Origin of the sequence: Nocardia sp. NPDC052112 (assembly GCF_040680135.1) — a bacterium.
GTDB lineage: Bacteria > Actinomycetota > Actinomycetes > Mycobacteriales > Mycobacteriaceae > Nocardia.
This window is the reverse complement of sequence record NZ_JBFAWD010000007.1, coordinates 73,325-91,456: the sequence shown is the minus strand read 5'-3', so window position 1 is coordinate 91,456 and position 18,132 is coordinate 73,325. Positions and strand designations below refer to the sequence as shown.

At 64.0% G+C, this 18,132-nt stretch carries 23 protein-coding genes; 14 read left to right on the top strand and 9 right to left on the bottom strand.

Features of this window, described 5'->3' with window-relative positions; translation table 11 throughout:
- Positions 1 to 6 precede the first annotated feature (6 nt).
- Entirely contained in the window at positions 7 to 1,173 is a 1,167-nt protein-coding gene (locus AB0L58_RS15470; RefSeq protein ID WP_364387580.1) for an acyl-CoA dehydrogenase family protein, read from the bottom strand.
- 40 nt (positions 1,174 to 1,213) lie between these two features.
- Positions 1,214 to 1,522 carry a hypothetical protein gene (locus AB0L58_RS15465; RefSeq protein WP_364386888.1) on the bottom strand — a complete coding sequence of 103 codons (309 nt, stop codon included), beginning with the start codon at positions 1,520 to 1,522 and terminating at the stop codon, positions 1,214 to 1,216.
- Positions 1,523 to 1,631: 109 nt separating this feature from the next.
- Between AB0L58_RS15465 and AB0L58_RS15460 the strand changes: the two genes are divergently transcribed.
- The 9 genes from AB0L58_RS15460 (at position 1,632) to AB0L58_RS15420 (ending at position 8,139) form a co-directional block, all read left to right on the top strand.
- Positions 1,632 to 2,102: a pyridoxamine 5'-phosphate oxidase family protein gene (locus AB0L58_RS15460; RefSeq protein ID WP_364387578.1), complete on the top strand. Its 471-nt coding sequence runs from the start codon at positions 1,632 to 1,634 to the stop codon at positions 2,100 to 2,102.
- A gap of 71 nt (positions 2,103 to 2,173) precedes the next feature.
- Complete coding sequence (locus tag AB0L58_RS15455; RefSeq protein ID WP_364386886.1) at positions 2,174 to 2,704, top strand: carboxymuconolactone decarboxylase family protein; 531 nt, start codon at positions 2,174 to 2,176, stop codon at positions 2,702 to 2,704.
- 5 nt (positions 2,705 to 2,709) lie between these two features.
- Positions 2,710 to 3,978, top strand: a complete 1,269-nt coding sequence (locus AB0L58_RS15450) for an aromatic ring-hydroxylating dioxygenase subunit alpha (protein WP_364386884.1) — start codon at positions 2,710 to 2,712, stop codon at positions 3,976 to 3,978.
- Positions 3,962 to 4,306: a hypothetical protein gene (locus AB0L58_RS15445; RefSeq protein ID WP_364386882.1), complete on the top strand. Its 345-nt coding sequence runs from the start codon at positions 3,962 to 3,964 to the stop codon at positions 4,304 to 4,306. Before AB0L58_RS15450 ends, AB0L58_RS15445 begins: the two co-directional genes overlap by 17 nt.
- A 2-nt stretch (positions 4,307 to 4,308) precedes the next feature.
- Entirely contained in the window at positions 4,309 to 5,526 is a 1,218-nt protein-coding gene (locus tag AB0L58_RS15440) for an amidohydrolase family protein (RefSeq protein WP_364386880.1), read from the top strand.
- Positions 5,513 to 5,929, top strand: coding sequence for a nuclear transport factor 2 family protein (locus tag AB0L58_RS15435; RefSeq protein WP_364386878.1), 417 nt, complete (start codon positions 5,513 to 5,515; stop codon positions 5,927 to 5,929). Before AB0L58_RS15440 ends, AB0L58_RS15435 begins: the two co-directional genes overlap by 14 nt.
- A 2-nt stretch (positions 5,930 to 5,931) precedes the next feature.
- Positions 5,932 to 7,020, top strand: coding sequence for an acyl-CoA dehydrogenase family protein (locus tag AB0L58_RS15430; RefSeq protein WP_364387576.1), 1,089 nt, complete (start codon positions 5,932 to 5,934; stop codon positions 7,018 to 7,020).
- A 60-nt stretch (positions 7,021 to 7,080) separates the two neighbouring features.
- Positions 7,081 to 7,815 (top strand): acyl-CoA dehydrogenase family protein, encoded by a 735-nt coding sequence (locus AB0L58_RS15425; protein WP_364387574.1) that lies wholly within the window; start codon positions 7,081 to 7,083, stop codon positions 7,813 to 7,815.
- A gap of 30 nt (positions 7,816 to 7,845) precedes the next feature.
- Positions 7,846 to 8,139 (top strand): hypothetical protein, encoded by a 294-nt coding sequence (locus AB0L58_RS15420; RefSeq protein WP_364386876.1) that lies wholly within the window; start codon positions 7,846 to 7,848, stop codon positions 8,137 to 8,139.
- A 49-nt stretch (positions 8,140 to 8,188) separates the two neighbouring features.
- On the opposite strand, the gene AB0L58_RS15415 is transcribed toward AB0L58_RS15420, so the two are convergent.
- The 4 genes from AB0L58_RS15415 to AB0L58_RS15400 form a co-directional block, all read right to left on the bottom strand.
- Positions 8,189 to 9,175, bottom strand: a complete 987-nt coding sequence (locus AB0L58_RS15415; RefSeq protein ID WP_364386874.1) for a hypothetical protein — start codon at positions 9,173 to 9,175, stop codon at positions 8,189 to 8,191.
- A gap of 69 nt (positions 9,176 to 9,244) precedes the next feature.
- Entirely contained in the window at positions 9,245 to 9,751 is a 507-nt protein-coding gene (locus AB0L58_RS15410; protein ID WP_364386872.1) for a hypothetical protein, read from the bottom strand.
- 154 nt (positions 9,752 to 9,905) lie between these two features.
- Positions 9,906 to 10,217: a hypothetical protein gene (locus AB0L58_RS15405; RefSeq protein ID WP_364386870.1), complete on the bottom strand. Its 312-nt coding sequence runs from the start codon at positions 10,215 to 10,217 to the stop codon at positions 9,906 to 9,908.
- Positions 10,214 to 10,441, bottom strand: coding sequence for a hypothetical protein (locus AB0L58_RS15400; protein WP_364386868.1), 228 nt, complete (start codon positions 10,439 to 10,441; stop codon positions 10,214 to 10,216). Before AB0L58_RS15400 ends, AB0L58_RS15405 begins: the two co-directional genes overlap by 4 nt.
- 173 nt (positions 10,442 to 10,614) lie before the next feature.
- Here AB0L58_RS15400 and AB0L58_RS15395 point away from each other — a divergent pair, with 173 nt between their 5' ends.
- The 3 genes from AB0L58_RS15395 to AB0L58_RS15385 all read left to right on the top strand — a co-directional run bounded on the left by AB0L58_RS15395 (position 10,615) and on the right by AB0L58_RS15385 (position 13,001).
- Positions 10,615 to 11,469 (top strand): DUF5919 domain-containing protein, encoded by an 855-nt coding sequence (locus tag AB0L58_RS15395; protein WP_364386866.1) that lies wholly within the window; start codon positions 10,615 to 10,617, stop codon positions 11,467 to 11,469.
- A complete protein-coding gene (locus tag AB0L58_RS15390) occupies positions 11,466 to 12,263 on the top strand; it encodes an inositol monophosphatase family protein (protein ID WP_364386865.1) in 798 nt (265 codons plus the stop codon). Before AB0L58_RS15395 ends, AB0L58_RS15390 begins: the two co-directional genes overlap by 4 nt.
- Before the next feature lie 111 nt (positions 12,264 to 12,374).
- Positions 12,375 to 13,001 carry an AAA family ATPase gene (locus tag AB0L58_RS15385; RefSeq protein WP_364386864.1) on the top strand — a complete coding sequence of 209 codons (627 nt, stop codon included), beginning with the start codon at positions 12,375 to 12,377 and terminating at the stop codon, positions 12,999 to 13,001.
- 192 nt (positions 13,002 to 13,193) lie between these two features.
- Here AB0L58_RS15385 and AB0L58_RS15380 read toward each other — a convergent pair whose 3' ends face one another.
- The 3 genes from AB0L58_RS15380 to AB0L58_RS15370 are packed head-to-tail and all read right to left on the bottom strand — an operon-like array spanning position 13,194 to position 15,795.
- The gene (locus AB0L58_RS15380) at positions 13,194 to 14,258 is read right to left on the bottom strand and encodes a dihydrodipicolinate reductase (RefSeq protein ID WP_364386862.1); all 1,065 of its coding nucleotides are present in this window, start codon (positions 14,256 to 14,258) and stop codon (positions 13,194 to 13,196) included.
- 19 nt (positions 14,259 to 14,277) lie between these two features.
- The gene (locus tag AB0L58_RS15375; protein WP_364386860.1) at positions 14,278 to 15,096 is read right to left on the bottom strand and encodes an acyl-CoA thioesterase domain-containing protein; all 819 of its coding nucleotides are present in this window, start codon (positions 15,094 to 15,096) and stop codon (positions 14,278 to 14,280) included.
- A gap of 45 nt (positions 15,097 to 15,141) precedes the next feature.
- Complete coding sequence (locus AB0L58_RS15370) at positions 15,142 to 15,795, bottom strand: TetR/AcrR family transcriptional regulator (RefSeq protein WP_364386858.1); 654 nt, start codon at positions 15,793 to 15,795, stop codon at positions 15,142 to 15,144.
- A 178-nt stretch (positions 15,796 to 15,973) separates the two neighbouring features.
- Here AB0L58_RS15370 and AB0L58_RS15365 point away from each other — a divergent pair, with 178 nt between their 5' ends.
- A complete protein-coding gene (locus tag AB0L58_RS15365) occupies positions 15,974 to 16,972 on the top strand; it encodes an acyl-CoA dehydrogenase family protein (RefSeq protein ID WP_364386856.1) in 999 nt (332 codons plus the stop codon).
- Entirely contained in the window at positions 16,956 to 18,131 is a 1,176-nt protein-coding gene (locus AB0L58_RS15360; RefSeq protein WP_364386854.1) for an acyl-CoA dehydrogenase family protein, read from the top strand. The genes AB0L58_RS15365 and AB0L58_RS15360 overlap by 17 nt, the downstream gene beginning before the upstream one ends.
- The last annotated feature ends 1 nt before the right edge of the window (position 18,132 follow it).

Here is an 18,132-nt window from a genome sequence, read left to right as displayed (position 1 = left end):
CCTCTGCTAATAGCTTCTGGGTAGTCCCAGCGTGTGGGAGCCCAGGTAGTTCAGAATCATTTCCTGGCTGATCGGGGCGATCCGCATGACGCGGGCCTCCCGGAAATAGCGGGATACGTTGTATTCCTCGGCGTAACCCATGCCACCGTGGGTCTGCAGCGCCCGGTCGGCCGCGGTGAACCCCGCATCGGCGCACAGGTATTTGGCGGTATTCGCCTCGCGTCCACACGACTTTCCGTTGTCGTAGAGCCAGGTCGCCTTGCGCAGTATCAATTCCGCCGCATCCAGGTGGGCCAGCGAATCGGCCAACGGGAATTGGATGCCCTGGTTCATGCCGATCGGCCGGTCGAATACCACTCGCTCCTTGGCGTATTTCACGGCCCGGTCCAGCGCGACCCGGCCCAGCCCGAGTGCCTCGGCGGCGATGAGCATGCGCTCGGGATTCAGACCGTCGAGCAGGTACCGAAATCCCTTGCCCTCCTCCCCCACTCGATCCTCGACCGGGATGCGCAGCCCGTCGATGAACACCTCGTTGGACGTGACGGCGTTGCGGCCCATCTTCGCGATCGGCCGGATATCGACGTGTGCGCGATCGAGATCGGTGAGGAACAGCGTCATGCCGTCGGTCTTCTTGCTGACCTCGTCGTAGCGCTGGGTGCGGGTCAGCAGCAGGATCTTCTCCGACTCCATCGCCTTGGAGATCCACACCTTGCGGCCGTTGACGACATAGTGGTCGCCGTCGCGGCGCGCGAAGGTGCTGATGTGGGTGGTGTCCAGGCCCGCACCGGGTTCGGTGACGCCGAAGCATACGTGCAGATCACCGGTGGCGATGCGCGGCAGCGTCCGCTGCTTCAATTCCGTGGATCCGTGTACGACCACCGGATGCATACCGAAGATCGACATGTGAATAGAGCTGGCGGCATTCATACCACCGCCCGATCGGGACACCTCCTCGGCCAGCAGCGTGGCCTCGGTGATGCCCAATCCGTGGCCGCCGTATTCCTCCGGAATGGTGATGCCGAGCCAGCCGCCCTCGGCGATGGCGTTATAGAACTCGGTCGGGAACTCGTGCGCCTGGTCCTTTTCCATCCAGTACTGGTCGTCGAACTTGCGGCACAGTTCGGCGACCGTGCTGCGGATCAGCCGCTGATCCTCGGTGAGCTCGAAATTCATGCCTCGCGTGCTCATGTCGTCGCGCACCGGGCAACCCCTTTCAGTCGGAGGCAGGCAGCGCTTTGGCGGCCTTCAGGGTCATCGCGACGCCGTTACAGGTCAGCTCGCCGGTGCCCGAACTGGTGCACAGCAGCTCGACGGTTTCCGCGGCGTCGACATAGCGTTTCCCGATCAGCGTGACCGCATCCGCCCCGGCCGATTTCCCGGGCGGGACCGAGGCCGCGGGCACCATGGGCGCGCCACCGCACGCGATTTCCGGCCGAGCGTCGGCGGGCGCTCGGACCACCACCACCCGTGTGCCGCATACGGTGCTGGCGAACTGTTCACCGGGACGAATCGGCGCCGTCATGGTGAATCTCCTTTCCACTCGGGCTGAAACCGCGCTAGTCATCACGCTCTCGTTATCAGAAAACTATATTCTCATCTTCGGAGAATCAACATTCGATCGGAAGATGAACATGACCGAGCAGCGACGAGCGCGAGCGATAGCGATGAGCGCCACCGAACGCGACGCATTCCTGCATGACCAGCCGATTTGCCGGGTGGCCACCCTCGGCCCCGGCGGACACCCGCATACGAGCCCCCTGTGGTTCGCCTGGGACGGCACGTCCCTGTGGCTCAACTCACTGGTACGCAGCCAGCGGTGGACCGACATCACCCGCGATCCACGAATCAGCGCGATCATCGACGACGGCGGGACCGACTTCGGACAGTTGCGCGGCGTCGAACTGCGCGGACGCGTCGAAGTGGTCGGCGAAACGCCGCGGACCGGCACACCGGTCGAGCAGCTCACCACCCCGGAGCAGCTGTTCGCCGACAAGTACATGGGCGGGCAACCGTTTCGGTATGACGGCCGCCACGGCTGGCTGCGGCTGACACCGGACCGCGTCATCAGCTGGGATTTCGCCCGGTTATCGCGCCGACGTTGACTATCGCATCAGTCCATGGAAATCTAGTCTTCAGTTTTGGAGAATCTAATTCTCATGAAAGGAGGACAGGAATGCGTCTGCCGCCGTTGCCCGCGGACCAGTGGGACGACCGGACCCGCGACGCCTTCAAGGCACTACTGCCGCGCGCGCTCCGCAATGCGGACGGTGCCGGCCCCGCGATGGGGCCGCTGGCCCGGCACCCGGACCTGACCGAGGCCTATCTCGGATTCAGCGTCCACCTGCTGTTCCGGTCCACCCTGCCGCCGCGGGTGCGCGAGTTGACGATCCTGCGGGTCGCCCACCGGCGCGGCTGTGCCTACGAGTGGGCCCATCATCTGCAGTTCGGCCAAGAAGCCGGACTGACCCTGGACGAGATCGATGCCGTCACCCGCGGCGAGGCGGACGACGACTTCGACCGCCTCGTCCTCACCGCCGTCGACGAACTCGACGACAAATCCGAACTGTCCGACCAGACCTGGGCGGCACTTGCCGAGCGACTCGATGAAAAGCAGCGCATGGACCTGGTTTTCACCGTCGGCGGCTACATCCTGCTGGCCATCGCGCTCAACACCTTCGGCGTACAGCCCGACCCTGAAAGGTAAATCCCTTGCCACACTTCACCAAACCGACGGCGGGCAGCTGGACGGAGAACTATCCCGAGCTCGGCACCGAGGTGGTCGACTTCACCGACTCCACCGATCCCCAGTTCTACAAGGACGAGCAGGAAGCCATCTTCAAGAAGAGCTGGCTCAATATCGGCCGCGTCGAGCGGCTGCCGCGAGTCGGCAGCTATTTCACCAGGGAGCTGGCCTGCGTCAACGCCTCGCTGATCATTGTCAAGGACCACGATCAGCAGGTGCGGGCGTATTACAACATCTGCAGGCACCGCGGCAACAAACTGGTCTGGGACGACTTTCCGGGCGAGGAGACCGCCGGTACCTGCCGACAGTTCACCTGTAAGTACCACGCCTGGCGCTACAGCCTCGAGGGCGAGGCCACCTTTGTCCAGCAGGAGAAGGAGTTCTTCGACCTCGACAAGAGCAAGTTCGGACTCAAGTCGGTGCGCTGCGAGGTGTGGGAGGGCTTCATCTTCGTCAACCTCGACGACAACGCCCAGCCACTGGAGGGGTATCTGGGCGCGTGGGCGAAAGGCCTGGAGGGCTATCCCTTCCACGAGATGACCGAGGTCTACAGCTACCGGGCCGAGATCGGCAGCAACTGGAAGTTGTTCATCGATGCCTTCGCCGAGTTCTACCACGCGCCGGTGCTGCATATGAAGCAGGCGGTGAAGGACGAGGCCGACAAGCTGTTGAACGTCGGCTTCGAGGCACTGCACTACGAGTGCTGGACCCCGCATTCGATGGTGTCCTCGTGGGGCGGTATGGCTCCGCCCAAGGACATCAATATGGTCAAACCGATCGAGCAGCAATTGCGCAGCGGCCTGTTCGGTCCGTGGGATCGGCCCGATATCGATGGCCTGGATCCGCTGCCGCCGGGTGTCAATCCGGCTCGCCACAAGGCTTGGGGCATTGACGAATTCGAGGTTTTCCCCAATTTCGGCATCCTCATCTGGGCGCCGGGTTGGTACCTGACCTACCACTATTGGCCGACCGCGGTGAACAAGCACATCTTCGAGGCGAATCTGTACTTCGTGCCGTCGAAGACCGCCCGTGAGCGGCTCGGCAAGGAACTGGCGGCGGTGACCTTCAAGGAATACGCACTGCAGGACGCCAACACCCTCGAAGCGACGCAGACCATGCTCGAGACCGGCGTGATCACCGAATTCCCGCTGAACGACCAGGAAGTTCTGCTGCGCCACCTGCACCTCACCGTCCAGAAGATCGTCAAGGAGTACCGCGATGCCCGAAACAACTGAGCCCAAGGCGCTGCCCGCCGAATTCGCCGACCTGGACCGGTTTTCGGACTGGATCCTGGCCACCGAGCCACAGCGTTACGCCAAGCGGCTCGCCTCCTCGATGGCGGAGATGCAGGACCTGTACGACACCGTATTCCCGCGCCTGCAGGCGGCACTGGACTACTGCGACAAGTTCGAGTGGAGTGAGCTGCCCGACGATGCCAGGCACCTGTTCCACCTGCTGCAGTCGCTGGTGATGGTGTCGTTCCCGATCGAGGTGTGGAAGCAGCCGCGGGTGCCCGACTCCGGCGCAGCCTATCTCGATGTGCTCGAGGAGCCGGTGGTCTAGCCATGCTGACCCTGCAGGCGGCCGGTCTACTCGATATCGATACCGGCGAAATAATCCGCCCCGGCATCGTTCGGATCGACGGCGATCGGATCGTCGGTCTCGGCGCGACCGCGGACGCTGCCGACGAGGTCATCGATCTCGGTGATGTCGTGCTGCTGCCCGGTCTGATGGATATGGAGGTCAACCTCCTGATGGGCGGTCGCGGCGAGACCGGCCTGGCCTCCAGTGTGAAAGACGATCCGGCACTGCGCATGCTGCGCGCGGTGGGCAATGCCCGCCGCACGCTGCGCGCCGGTTTCACCACCGTGCGCAATCTCGGGCTGTTCGTGAAGACCGGCGGCTATCTGCTGGATGTGGCGCTCGGCAAGGCGATCGACGCGGGCTGGATCGAGGGCCCGCGGATCGTTCCGGCGGGACATGCGATCACGCCCACCGGGGGCCACCTGGATCCGACGATGTTCTCCGCCTTCGCTCCCGACGTGCTGAAGCTGACCCTGGAGGAGGGCATCGCCAATGGCGTCGACGAGGTGCGCAAGGCGGTGCGGTACCAGATCAAACACGGTGCGCAGCTGATCAAGATCTGCGTCTCCGGTGGTGTCATGTCGCTCACCGGAGCACCTGGGGCACAACATTATTCGGATGAGGAACTGCGCGCGATCGTCGACGAGGCGCACCGGCGCGGACTCAGGGTCGCCGCTCATACACACGGTGCGGAGGCGGTCAAACATGCCGTCGACGCCGGGATCGACTGCATCGAGCACGGCTTCCTCATCGACGACGAGGCGATCAAGATGATGGTGGCGGCGGGCACCTGGTTGGTGCCGACTACTCGGCTGGCCGACGCCATGGATGTGTCCAAAGCGGATCCGGCCTTGCAGGCCAAGGCCGCCGAGATGTTCCCGAAGGCCCGCACGTCGGTCCGGGCGGCCTACGAGGCCGGGGTGAAGATCGCCGTCGGCACGGACGCGCCAGCGATTCCGCACGGCCGCAACGCCGACGAATTGGTGGCCTTGGTCGAACGCGGTATGAGCCCGATCGACGTGCTGCGGGCGGCCACCGTGCGCGCGGCCGAACTGATCGATGTCACCGACCGCGGGCGGCTGGCCGAAGGACAGTTGGCCGACATCATCGGTGTACCGGGAAATCCGGTGCGCGACATCACCGTCACCCAGAACGTGCGGTTCGTCATGAAAGGCGGCAAGGTCCATGTCCAGAAATGATGATCTGCTGGAGATCCAGCAACTGCTGGCCCGCTACGCCGTGACGATCACCAAGGGCGATATCGATGGCCTGCTCGCGGTGTTCACCCCCGGCGGCACCTACAGCGCATTCGGTGACACCTACACCCTCGATCTGTTCCCGGATCTGGTCGCGGCCGCGCCGAAGGGGCTATTCCTCACGGGCACACCGGTTCTCGACATCGATGGCGATACCGCCGCGGGCACCCAGCCGCTGTGCTTCATCGACCACAGCACCCACGATATGCGCATCGGCTACTACACCGACACCATCGTGCGAACGGCTGAAGGATGGCGGCTGAAGACCCGCCGGATGACCTTCATCCGCCGCAGCGGCGTCCACGATTCGGGTATCCCACACGCCTTCGAGAACACCCGCCGATGACCATGGACGCGTCCGAATTCCGGTCCGGCGTACGGGCCTGGCTGGACGAGCACGATCTGTCCCCGGGTCCGGATCACTCGCTGGACGGCCAGGTCGCCCAGCTGGCGCGCGTGCGTCGCGCCCTCTACGACGCGGACTGGATGCGCTACGGCTGGCCCGCCGCGATCGGTGGTCTCGGTGGGCCAGCCATGCTCCGCGCGATTCTCGGTGAGGAGGTCGCCACCCGCGACCTGGCCGAGCCCGGACTCTATTCGATGGTCGAAGTGCTCGCACCCACGATGATTTCGTATGCGCGCCCGGATCTGGCGGCGCAGATGGTGCCGTTGCTGCTGTCGGGCCGCGAGCAGTGGTGCCAGGGCTTCTCGGAGCCGGGCTCGGGCAGCGACCTCGCCTCGCTGACAACAAAAGCCGTTGCGCGCGGCGATGATTGGGTAATCAACGGGCAGAAGGTGTGGACCAGTCTCGCCCAGTACTCGGCCCGCTGCGTCCTGCTGACCCGCACGGCCCCCGGCCACGACGGGATCACCGCGTTCTTCCTCGATATGGACTCCCCCGGTATCACGGTGCGTCCGTTGCGGACGATGCACGGCGTCGACGAATTCGCCGAGGTGTACTTCGACGATGTCGTGGTGCCCGGCGACCGCATGCTGGGGCGGCCCGGTGATGGCTGGCGGGTCGCGATGGATCTGCTCCCGCACGAGCGCTCCACCTGCTTCTGGCACCGTGGCGCCTACCTTTTCACCCGGCTCGACCGATTGGCGGCCGCGGCCACGGTGGCCGACGATGCCGAACTCGGCGCCGCCTTCCTGGCGTTGCATACATTGCGCTGCCGCTCCCGGCTGACCCAGCAGCGGTTGGCCGCCGGTGCGCACCTCGGACCGGAAACCTCGATCGACAAGGTGCTGCTGGCCGGTGCCGAACAGCAACTGTTCGACACCATCCGCGACGTATTGCCCGGCGCGGTGGAACTGACCGATCCCGAATTGCGCACCGAATTCCTCTATTCGCGCGCGGCCACCATCTACGGCGGCACGGCCGAGATCCAGCGCAATATCATCGCGCGCCGCCTGCTCGACCTGGGCAAGGAGTAAACCGTGACCAGCACCGATACCACCGAGCTCGAACTGCTCACCGAGACGCTGCGCAAGACGATGACCGCGGCCTCGGGACACCGACTCGATCGGGCGCTGACCGACCTCGGCTGGCCCGACCTGCTCGCCGAAATGCCGGACGTGGCGATACCGCTGGTGTTTCGCCTGCTCGGTGAGACCGGTGCGCACGCGCCGGTGCTCAACGATGTCATCGCCCACGCCGCCGGTGCGTCCCTCGGCACCACCCACCCATTGCCGTTCACCGGCGGATCGTGGGTCGTCTGGGACCGTGCCGACCGACCCGGCACCACGGTGGACGAGGAACTGCCTCTGCACGCGGTCCGGACCGGAACCGCGGTCGGGCTGGCGGCCGGTCGTCGCGCACTGGCCTGGTGGCTGCTCGGCAGCAGTCGCGCCATGCTGTCGCTGGCCCGCCGACATGCCTTGGACCGCAAGCAATTCGGCCGCCCCGTCGCATCGTTCCAGGCGATCCGGCACCGCCTCGCGGATACCCTGGTCGCCATCGAAGGCGCCGAGGCCACCCTCACGGCCGCCGACGACGAGTTCGGTGCCCTGCTGGCCAAGGCCGCCGCAGGCCGCGCGGCACTGATCGCGGCGCGACACTGTCAGCAAACGCTCGGCGGTATCGGCTTCACCGCCGAACACGACCTACAGCGGCACATCCGCCGCATCCTCATCCTCGATGGATTGCTGGGCAGCACACGCGAACTCACCCGCGATGCCGGCACCCGCATCCGCACCACGGGCACGGCACCGCGCCTGGTGCACCTGTAGACCGAATCCGCCGACTCCGAGGCATCCGCCATGAAATTCGTACCAACCGCGATCGGCTATCTCCGCAGCGATGTATCCGGAATACGACAAGAGTGGGACGAAACCCAGATCCGAAGCCTGGCCAGCCGACTCGGCTACAACCTCACCAAAACGGTTGCCTTCAGCGCCAAGACCGACGATCCGGTGGCACAACTGGTCGCGTTGGCCCGGAAGATGAACGCGGACGCGGTGATCGCGCCCGGCCTGACCCATTTCGGTGGTGCGATACCGCGCGAACTGGACCGGATCACGGCCGTGATCACCGTCGGACCGGACACCGTCTGACCCGCATACCGAAGAAATCCCGGGTCGCATTCTTCCGGTAGCGCCGAACTCACCACCGATCCCGTTCGATCCCGCGTGCCCGCTCGCGTTCCTCCCGCCCGCCCCGCGTCGATCCTGCTGACGGCGGTTCCCGATACGGCAACTCGAAACCCGGCGTGGGACGGCTGACCCTCAGCAGATCCGCTGCCTCGCGGCCGTCCATGGCGCGAACCTGACCGTTCGCTGCCGCTTCCCGCTCCCGCTGAGCTTGCTGCGCGAGCCGATCGGTTGCCTCCCGCTGCTGCTCGCGTTCCCGCTCCACGCGTTCACGTTCGGCTCGTTCAGCGGCTTCACCTCGCGCCGCCGCCGATCGTTTCGCCACATCGCCCCGGCCCACCGTCGCCCCGTCCAGGTACCGGCCCATGTTCCGCACCCGTTCACCACGGTCGTTCGCCTTCGCGATGACACGAATCTGCGGCAATCGTTCACGAGCGCGCTGCTTGACATGGGCTTCCCTTTCGTCACGCTCCCGCTGCTTGGCCCGCTCCTCGCGTTCGCGCGCCAGTCTCAACCGCTGCATTTGACGCGCCAGCACATCCCGCTGTTCGCGTTTGCGTTCCGCCTGAGCCCGCGTGATCGCCGCGTTACGTTGCTCCTTCGTCAACTCGGTGATGATGAAACGGCCGGGGAATTCCTTCGCCATCCGCTGCATCAAATCCCGCGCCGCTTTGTCGACGCGGGCACCTTTCACGGTGACCCATTCCTTCACCAGGGTAGGGTCCCGGCGAAGCTCCCGGCGGTCCTTCACTATTTGCGGCACAGCGTCTTTCGCTTTGATCCGGCCCGCCTTGGTTTCGGTAGCCTCTTTCACCCGTCCACCGACCACACGCCCGTAATCCCATTTACGGTCGATACGGCCGTCCGGTCCCCGGATCGGTATTTCCGTCCGATATTCCGGTCCAGTGTGACCACGGATCAACATCAATCCTTCACGGAAATCATTTCCGTATTCGCGGGGGCCGTGGCCGCCACGGGAAAAGTCGCCGGATTCGGGCATGATTCTCCCCCCAACGGTTTTCGATGTAACATCACAACGCCGTCGTAGCGGCGAAAGCGCGGGAGCGCGTCAGGCGAATAGCTCAGGCTTCCACTTCTTCAGCGCCTCCCCCGCGGGGCGTCCGGCCGCAACCCATTCCGCGTGGTCTTGCGTGTAATTGCCATACACCCACGCCACCGCTTCACGCTCCGGCCCCAATTCGATTTCGTCGCTCAATTGATGGGCGGGAATCACGTAACCGGGATAATCCCAGTCGAACCGCACGGCCGGAAACAGATCGGGCAAGCCCGCCATGTGATACGGGAAGTTGAACCAGCGGCCGTCGAAATTTCGGCGGAACACTTCTCCGATGAACCGGGCGAAAAGGTCTGCCGTTTCAGCGTTCTCGCTCACAGATTGGACGGTGGGAAACACGTCGTGCGCAACCGCCATCACCCGTTTCAATCCATCGGCAGTGTACGGATCGGCGGGCATATCCGGAACCAGCTCCGACAGTGCGGACAGTTTCGAATCCATGCATTCGAACCATTGCCGCCATATCGGCATGTTCTGCGCTTTCTCGTATTCGTCGTTCACGGTCTCCGCCTCCGCTTCCGTCGCTCCTCGTTTTCGATCCGCTCGCGAATTCCGTTGACGGACTTGTGTTTCGGAATCCGCTGCGGCCAGCACACGATGGCACCATATACCAGCGGGCACCCGACGAATACCGTGATCAACATCCAGACGGCACTCACCCGAGCCTCCCTGTCGCGATCGTCGCCCAACGCGCGAAACTCATTCGCGGACAGGCCGTTTCGACATCAGCAAGACACATCACAGCATGTAGCTGGATCACGTCCAGATGAGCAGGCGACGGGACGATCAGAGCGTCGACATCGGCGTTGCGCACCTGATCGACCAGTGGAATCAGACTCGCATCTCGCGGCCGGACCAGCACGTACCCGAGCCGTCGCGCCAGCCGCCGGACCTGGGCGGCATCCCAGTCCGGCGTGACCGTGACATCCAGATCGATCCAGCCCAGCGCAGTCGATCGCTGCCTCATCGCATCCCACTCAGCGTGACCAAGCCGCGGGGCGTGATGGAGTAGCGCGCCTGATACGGGGAGGCCATGATCAGGCCGCACGCCGATAGATGCCCGATCGCCCGCCGCGCCGTCCACGTCGTGAGCCGGGCCTGTGCCGTGATCTGGCTCGCGCTGAGCATTCCGCCCGGCGCAAGCACACTCAGCACAGCCGACTTTGCGAGCTTCCCGATCATCATGTTCATGAAACTCCCCTGGGTAAAATCCGGAAAACCTGCTCACCCAGGATGTTGTTTACGGAGATCTCGTCGCACCGCCGCCGATGTCTCAGCTTGTACGGAAAGGTCTCTTCTCTGTCTCTTCTTCGTGCTAGAGTCCCGCCGAGGCATTGGAACCACGTTGCAAGAAGGGGGACCCTGTGACCACTGTCCTCAAAGCCCTCCTCCAGCAGCGCCACCTTCAAACCGTTGCGGCGTTCAACCGCGAGTACGACCGGCTAGCCAAGAAGGTCGATCCCGATCTGGTGGGTTACGGCCCCAAACGGGCGCAGTTCTATCGCTGGCTCTCGGGCGATCTATCCGGCCTTCCGTACCCTGATCACTGCCGCATTCTCCAGCAGATGTTTCCCAACTGGACGACGGCAGAACTGTTTGAGCAATATTCTGGATCCCCAGATGAACTGAGGCGGACGCAACAGCCTGCATTGAGGCCGATCAGCGGCGTGCCTGAACTCGCAGGTGTCGAGGCGGTTTTCTCTAACCGGCTCGTATTCTTGAGGGCAATGCCACCACAAGAGCTACTGAAGACCGCCCGGAAGATCGACATGGCGGGCCTGTCGCTGAATATGCTGTGTCAGCAGTACTCGGATAGTGAAATCTTGAGACTGTTAGAGAACGGTTCGGTTATCAGGTGTCTATTTCTGGATCCCAACGGAAATTCGATTCGATCCCGAGAGGTCGAGGAAGGACATTCGGCCGGACTGCTCACGAACCTAACTGATACGAACATCCGCACCCTCGAGAGAGTCCGTGGGAGGATAGCGGCGGACGCATCCGGATCGCTTCAGATCCGAACGTACGATCAGCCCGTCAGGTTCAACATAACGATTATCGATTCGACTATATGCATAATGCAGCCGTATCTACCCATGGCCAGAGGTGTTGAATCACCAACCTTCGTAGCGCGAAAATCTGAAGGAACGGGGATATTAGAAATCTTCGCAGAAGTATTCGAGAGTATGTGGATAGGAGCCGAAGAAGGGAATCCCCGGTGACGAGCTTCCACGAACTGCTGAAGGTTGGGCGCGCAGCAGCCGAGGCAGGTTGCCGACTTCTGCGGACTGCTGAATCAGGGAAAGTAACGGCCAAAGGTGACCGTGATTTTGTTACGGATCTCGACTTGCGCATTCAGGAGAAAGTCCGCCAGTTTCTCGGTGGACGCACTCCGGACATCGGATTTGTCGGGGAAGAAGCCATCCAGAACGAGAAGCTCGACTACGGACAGCCCTATCGATGGATACTCGACCCCATCGACGGGACATCGAATTTCATTCACGGGATACCACTGTGCGCCGTGTCATTAGCTTTGGTGCACAACGATATTCCCGTGATCGGCATCATCAATGCACCATTTTTGGACCTGGAGTATCACGCGAGCGCGGGGCATGGCGCGTTCAGAAACGATATCCGAATATGGGCAAGTCGCACAGTCGCTCTCGAAGCTGCGATCGTTTCAATAGGTGACTATGCCGTCGGAGCCGATGCTTCCGAGAAGAATCGGCGACGCTTCGCTGTCACCACCGCGCTCGCGGGACGCGTCGAGCGAGTGCGCTTGCTCGGATCGGCAGCCTTGGATCTCGCCTGGGTCGCCGAGGGGCGCCTCGACGCATGCATCCTGCTGTCCAACAAGCCGTGGGACACAGCGGCTGGCGTTCTCATCGCACGCGAAAGTGGCGCTATCGTAACCGATTCCGACGGCAGCGAGCACAGCCTGACTGCCGCACATACCATCGCGGCAAGTCCGGTCATTGCTCCGCTTTTGCTCGATCTGATCGCGACCGCCCAGTAGCAACGCTGCGAGATCCGCGAGCGAGAACTCGTTCGTCCCCTCGGGACCGGCCAACGGTTCCTGCACAGTAGTCATCGGGTCCACCCTCGTCCGAACCCAAGGGAGCAGGTCATGAGTACAGCGGCGCAATCGACCAACCGACCCACGACCATCCTCGAATCGTCCGCGGCTTTCCACCTCGACCGCATCGCGCGAAGCATCGAGGCAGGAGTGACGATCGTGTGTGGGTTCCCAGCGTCAGGCAAGTCGACTGTGGCCCGCTACCTCGCCGAGCACATCAACGCAGTCCTTATCGACAAGGACACCTTCGCTCCAGGTCTCGAGGAGTCGGTAATGGCCGAACTGACCGGCAATGCACACGACCGGGACAGCGAGGTCTACATGCGCGTGGTAAATCCGCATGTCTACACCGCGTTCGTCTACGAAGCGTTCTCGGTCGGCCACCGAGTTCCGGTGATCGTCGACGCGCCATTCATCGGCCACATCCGGGCGGCCGCCGAGCAAGGGCGATCTCTTTCCGCCTACATCAGATCGACAGCAACCACGCCGGCTCCCTCGATGCAAACCGTCTGGATCTCGGCCGATCCCAATCAGATCCGTGAACGGATGGCACGTCGCGGAGCCCCTCGAGACGTCGGCAAATTAGCTAACTGGGAAGCCTATCGATCCGATGTCCTGGAGTCAGGGCTCGATGCCGACGCCAAAACCGTCGTCGACCACGTAGTTCGAAACACCTGAAGCATTGTCGTCGCGCATCACAATATCGAGCCTGGTGAGGACTTCAGATACCGGCTGCCAGTGCCCGGCGTCGATCAGGTTGCGACGAAAGGCGTTCCGCTACAACCAGAATTTGCTCCCGCAGACATTACCCTCGCCCGGCCGCGCGGATCAGTCGCTGCGGCAATAGATACCGCCTTGGGCGACAACTGCTCAGCTGAGCACGGCGGCGATGTGCGGCAAGTCGAGGGTCGACCGGATCCCGGGCTCGGCGGCACACACCGAGGGAATCGCATTGACCGCACGGTTGGCGGTATAGGCGGGGGATACAGCGGCCATTTGTTCAAGAGGGATCGGGAAGCGCAGGTCGACTTCCAGTGGCGCATCGCCGACTACCGATATGTGCCATCCGGTATCGCGTAGGTCCCAGGCGGGCTCGATATCGGTGGTGCAATACCAATTCGCGCGAAAGCTCAGCACCGGTTCGCCGGCCACCAGACCGGAGACCGTAGTGCGTTGGGCCGCAACGGTTCCCTGCTCGATCGTGCCCGCCGCGATCCGGGTGGTGGTGCGCGCCGTCGCCACCGAGCCGTGTGCCTCGATCGAATCCAGCGGACAGCCGAGTGTGTCGGCGACCAAGCGCAGCGACGGGCCGAAACTGGCGGCCAGATGATCCGCGCGGGCCGCATCGAGCGCACCCGGCGGCCGCCCGAAGCCCATGACGTCGAACAGCATCGCGGGTGAATCGCGTTGCGACAGATCGGCGTACTCGTCGATCATCATCCGGTCCAGTCGGCGCTGGATCGAGGACAACACCAGCGGCACCGCCTCGGTGATGAAACCCGGACTGCTTCCGGTGCTGTGGATCGAGGCGCCACCGAGCACACAGGCCTGCTGAATGCGTTGGCGCAGTATGGGATCCATACTCGACGGGTGGTGGAACAGACCGCACGTCGTCACCACATTGGTGCCCGAGGTGAGCAGGCGGATCACCACCTCCACGTCGAACGCGAGCGGCATGTACAGCACACAGTCGGCGTCGAGGTCGATGATCCGGTCGATGTCATCGGTGGCCACCACACCGGTGGCCGGGACATCGCAGAACTCACCCGCGTCGCGCCCGACCTTGTCCGCGCTGTGCACGAACAGGCCGACAAGTTCCATCTTCGGATGCTCGATCACGCCGCGCAGTGCACGCGCGCCGATCGTGCCCGTGGCCCATTGCACCACCCGGTGCGGCCGGTTTTCGGGTGCTTCGGACGATCTCTTGATCACCATTCGATTCACCACCATGTCCTCACCCGACTTCGGAGGGGAAGCGCACCATGGCTTCCTGGGCGTACGAGGCGACCAACCGGCCGTCCTCGGTGAGTACATCGCCACGGCCGAAACAGCGGCTGCCCGCCATGAGCGGGCTGTGCTGGCGCAGTAGCAGCCACTCGTCGGTGCGGAACGGCCGATGGAACCACACGCTGTGCGAGGTGACCGCCGAATGAAATGCGGTGCCGTTGCCGCGCTGGCACACACCCTCGATCGGCCGCAGCGCGGTGCCGATGAGATTGAGATCGGTGGCGTAGGCGGTGATCGCTGGGGCCAGCCGCGCATCGACATCCGGTGTGCGCATCCAGAACTCGAATTCCGATGGGGCGGAAGCGGTGTCGTCGAGATCGGCAGCAGATCGCGTTTCCCAGGGCAGCAGATCCCAGGCAACCTTGTGCTCGGCGCTCAGCAGCGGGGGCACGGAGGGCACGCTCTGATGCTCCGGTCCCTCCGCCACCGCGTGCAGCGACACCGACGCGGTGGCCACGACCCCGTAGGTCTGCTCGGCGACGATGGTCACGGTGGCGAAGGAACGGCCTTCGTGATGACGGCGCACCCGGTAGCGGATCGGCTCATCGGTCCGGCCCTCGCGTGCGAACAGTGCGTGCAGCGACTTGACCCTCTTCTCCGGGCAGGTCAGATCGGCGGCACGGATGAATTGGCCGAGCAACTGCCCGCCGAAGACGCGGTAGTACTCGAGCTGCTGATTGCGTCCCTCGTAGACGGATTCGTCGTCGAGGGACTGCCGATCGGTCAGGTCGAGACAGCCGAGAAGATCATTCCAGAGGTCGGGCATGCTCCCGAGTGTAAGTGAAACTCTCTGTGATTGAGAATAAGATTCTCAATTCTTGGCGAAGCCGTGCGAGCAGAAGTTCCAGACCTCGTTCGCGGTGATCGGATGGACGGTCTCCGCGTCGGTGCCACCGGCGGACTGGGCGGTGAACATGACCGTCTGCATGACCATCGCGGCGGTCCGCCGCGGGTTCGCATCCGCCCGCAACTGATCGGCCTCTTGGGCCTGCTCCATCAGGTCGGTGAACAATGCGAGCAGTGGTGCGTGCGCGACCTTGACCTGCGCCGGGTGCGTGACGAGCAGCTGCGGTGCGAAGTCGGTGAACAGCGGGCGTTGGGCGGCGGGATCCGGGCGAGACAATTCGAACAGCAGCTCGACGGTGACCTGCAGCCGCTCCAGTGGATCGGATTTGGCGTCGGCGGCGGCGCGCAGCTGGTCGGCGGTGCGCACGAGTGCGTCCTCGAACAGGGCTAGCAACAGCTCATGCTTGCCGTCGAACTGCAGATAGAAACTCCGCAGCGACTGGCGTGAGCGGTCGACGACCTCCTGCACGGTGAAGTCGGTGGTGCCCTTCTCGGTGATGATGGCCTGCGCGGCGTCGAGGAATCGCTGAACGCGCTGTTCAGCGCGCAGCTTCGCGGTTCGTAACGAGCGCTCGACAGCGCGCTGCTTCCAGGCTGGCTCTTCGCTCGGGCTGGTCACCGGCGCTCCGGTCCTCGGTCATGTAGAGAGAACATGGATGCACTGTACCGGAGAATCCGGTGTCTCCGTGTTGGCTGGACACCGTGTCAGTGAACAAATACGAGACTATTACTTTCCGAACTGGAGAATGATATTCTCGGCGATGACGTGTGTCCGAGTTGGCAAGGAGGCAGGCCGGATGCTTTTGGAGTTCGACTCCGATCAACTGCTGTGGCAGCAAACCGTCCGCGAGGTGGTCGCCAAGCAGTGCCCACCGACCCTGATCCGCGAGGTGGCCGACAAGGGTGCCGACGCCGATGCGCTGTGGCGAACCTATGCCGAGCTGGGGTGGACGGAGCTGACCGATCCGGCCGACGCGGTGGAACTGGCAATCGTGCTCGAGGAGCTGGGACGGGCCACCGACCCCACCCCGTATCTGGCCACCATGACCCAATTCGCACCGCTCGCACCGGCTTTCGTGCACTCGGGTGAACCGGGCGCCGCGGTGTACGACGGGGTGTCGGCACAGCGCGACCGAGATGGCTGGCTGCTGAGTGGCACCGCGAACCATGTGCTCGACGGCGATCGGGCGCGACAACTGGCGGTCGTGACCGAGGCCGGTGTCTTCGTGGTGCCCGCCACCGCCGTCACGGTGCGGCGGGTGGCGGTATTCGATCCGGTACTGCACGTCGCCGAGGTGAGCTTCGCCGAGGTACGGGTGCCGGACGATTGCTACCTGCGCATCGATCCGGAACCCGCGCGCCACCTGGCCACGACCGGACTGGCGCTGACCATGGTCGGCGCCTGTCGGCGGGTATTGGACCTGGTGCTCGATCATGTGCGCACTCGACAGCAGTTCGGAGTGCCGATCGGCTCGTTCCAGGCGGTCAAGCACAAGGCCGCCGATATGCATATCGCGATCGAAAGAGCCCGCGCCCTGGCGTATTTCGCGGCCATGACGATCCGGGAGAACGATCCGCGGCGGCGCCTGGCCGCGTCGATGGCCAAGGCCGCGGCGGGCGAATGCCAGTCGCAGGTGTTCGGCCGCGGCATGCAGTTGTTCGGCGCCATGAGCTTTACCTGGGAAAACGACCTGCAGTTCGCGCTCAAGCGAGCCAAAGCCGGCGAGCTGCTGCTCGGCGGCGCGGCCGAGCACCGGGCGCTGATCGCCGAGGAGTACCGTGCAGCTGACTTTTGATACCGAGGTCGAGGAGTTCCGGGCCGAATTCATCGCCTTCCTCACCGAATTCATGCCCGACGAGGCGGTGGCCGCCCTCGATCGGCCGATCTCCAGCGCGGAGGTCCCGCCGTGGGCGCGGGAATGGCAACAGGTGCAGTTCGACCACGGTTGGTTGCTGCCCGGCTACGCACCGGAATTCGGCGGCCGCAATGCCGGCATCCTGCAGCAGTACGTCCATCTGGAGGAACTGTCCAAGCGGCGCATCTATCACAGCTTCAATCCGCAGGGGCTCGGCATCATCGCCGCCTCGCTGCTGTCGTTCGGCAGCGCGGAGCAGAAGAAGCAGTGGGCGGTACGGATTTTGCGTGCCGAGATCACCGCGGCACTCGGCATGAGCGAACCGGGCGCGGGTTCGGATCTGGCCGGACTCCGCACTCGGGCCGTGCGCGACGGCGACCATTTCGTGGTCAACGGGCAGAAGGTGTGGACCTCCGGCGCACATGACGCCGATGTACTGCTCACCTTCGTGCGCACCGATCCGGATGCGCCCAAGCACAAAGGCATCAGCGTGCTGCTGATCCCCACCGACACTCCCGGCGTGACCCGGCGACCGTTCGCCTCCATCTGTGGACCACACGATCTGGACTTCAACGAGGTGTTCTTCTCCGACGTCCGGGTACCTGCGCAAAACCTGGTCGGCCCGCTGCACGGCGGGTGGGGTGTGGCCAACGGCTCGCTCGGACATGAGCGCACGCTGCTGTGGCTCAGTTTCGCCGACCGGCTGCAGGAGCTGATCGAGGACTTCCATCCGCGCACCGTCCTCGACCGCGACCGTTACGCGACGCTGGTCATGGATGCCCAGGCACTGCGGCTACTCGGGTCGGCGGCGCTGGCGCGCGAGGCTCGGGGCCAGCAGGACGTTGCCGCGCTGTCGGTGCTGAAGCTGCTCGGCTCGGAGGCGGTGCAGAACGGATCCGAACAGGCGCTCTACGCACAGGGCCCCGACGGCCTGATCCATCCGGCGCTCACCGCGCCGTTCAACCCGCTGAACAATGACAATTTCATCAGCAGTTGGTTCGAGCGGTATATCCGCAGCTTCGCCGGAACCATCGCCGGCGGCACCTCCGAAATTCAGCGCAATATCGTCGCCGAGCGGGTGCTCGGACTGCCCAGGTAGC

Excerpts from the sequence above, each read along its gene's own strand:
- AB0L58_RS15470 (WP_364387580.1), bottom strand. The coding sequence starts at position 1,173 with ATGAATTTCGAGCTCACCGAGGATCAGCGGCTGATCCGCAGCACGGTC.
- AB0L58_RS15465 (WP_364386888.1), bottom strand. The coding sequence starts at position 1,522 with ATGACGGCGCCGATTCGTCCCGGTGAACAGTTCGCCAGCACCGTATGC.
- AB0L58_RS15460 (WP_364387578.1), top strand. The coding sequence starts at position 1,632 with ATGACCGAGCAGCGACGAGCGCGAGCGATAGCGATGAGCGCCACCGAA.
- AB0L58_RS15455 (WP_364386886.1), top strand. The coding sequence starts at position 2,174 with ATGCGTCTGCCGCCGTTGCCCGCGGACCAGTGGGACGACCGGACCCGC.
- AB0L58_RS15445 (WP_364386882.1), top strand. The coding sequence starts at position 3,962 with ATGCCCGAAACAACTGAGCCCAAGGCGCTGCCCGCCGAATTCGCCGAC.
- AB0L58_RS15440 (WP_364386880.1), top strand. The coding sequence starts at position 4,309 with ATGCTGACCCTGCAGGCGGCCGGTCTACTCGATATCGATACCGGCGAA.
- AB0L58_RS15435 (WP_364386878.1), top strand. The coding sequence starts at position 5,513 with ATGTCCAGAAATGATGATCTGCTGGAGATCCAGCAACTGCTGGCCCGC.
- AB0L58_RS15430 (WP_364387576.1), top strand. The coding sequence starts at position 5,932 with ATGGACGCGTCCGAATTCCGGTCCGGCGTACGGGCCTGGCTGGACGAG.
- AB0L58_RS15425 (WP_364387574.1), top strand. The coding sequence starts at position 7,081 with ATGACCGCGGCCTCGGGACACCGACTCGATCGGGCGCTGACCGACCTC.
- AB0L58_RS15420 (WP_364386876.1), top strand. The coding sequence starts at position 7,846 with ATGAAATTCGTACCAACCGCGATCGGCTATCTCCGCAGCGATGTATCC.
- AB0L58_RS15415 (WP_364386874.1), bottom strand. The coding sequence starts at position 9,175 with ATGCCCGAATCCGGCGACTTTTCCCGTGGCGGCCACGGCCCCCGCGAA.
- AB0L58_RS15405 (WP_364386870.1), bottom strand. The coding sequence starts at position 10,217 with ATGAGGCAGCGATCGACTGCGCTGGGCTGGATCGATCTGGATGTCACG.
- AB0L58_RS15400 (WP_364386868.1), bottom strand. The coding sequence starts at position 10,441 with ATGAACATGATGATCGGGAAGCTCGCAAAGTCGGCTGTGCTGAGTGTG.
- AB0L58_RS15385 (WP_364386864.1), top strand. The coding sequence starts at position 12,375 with ATGAGTACAGCGGCGCAATCGACCAACCGACCCACGACCATCCTCGAA.
- AB0L58_RS15380 (WP_364386862.1), bottom strand. The coding sequence starts at position 14,258 with ATGGTGATCAAGAGATCGTCCGAAGCACCCGAAAACCGGCCGCACCGG.
- AB0L58_RS15375 (WP_364386860.1), bottom strand. The coding sequence starts at position 15,096 with ATGCCCGACCTCTGGAATGATCTTCTCGGCTGTCTCGACCTGACCGAT.
- AB0L58_RS15365 (WP_364386856.1), top strand. The coding sequence starts at position 15,974 with ATGCTTTTGGAGTTCGACTCCGATCAACTGCTGTGGCAGCAAACCGTC.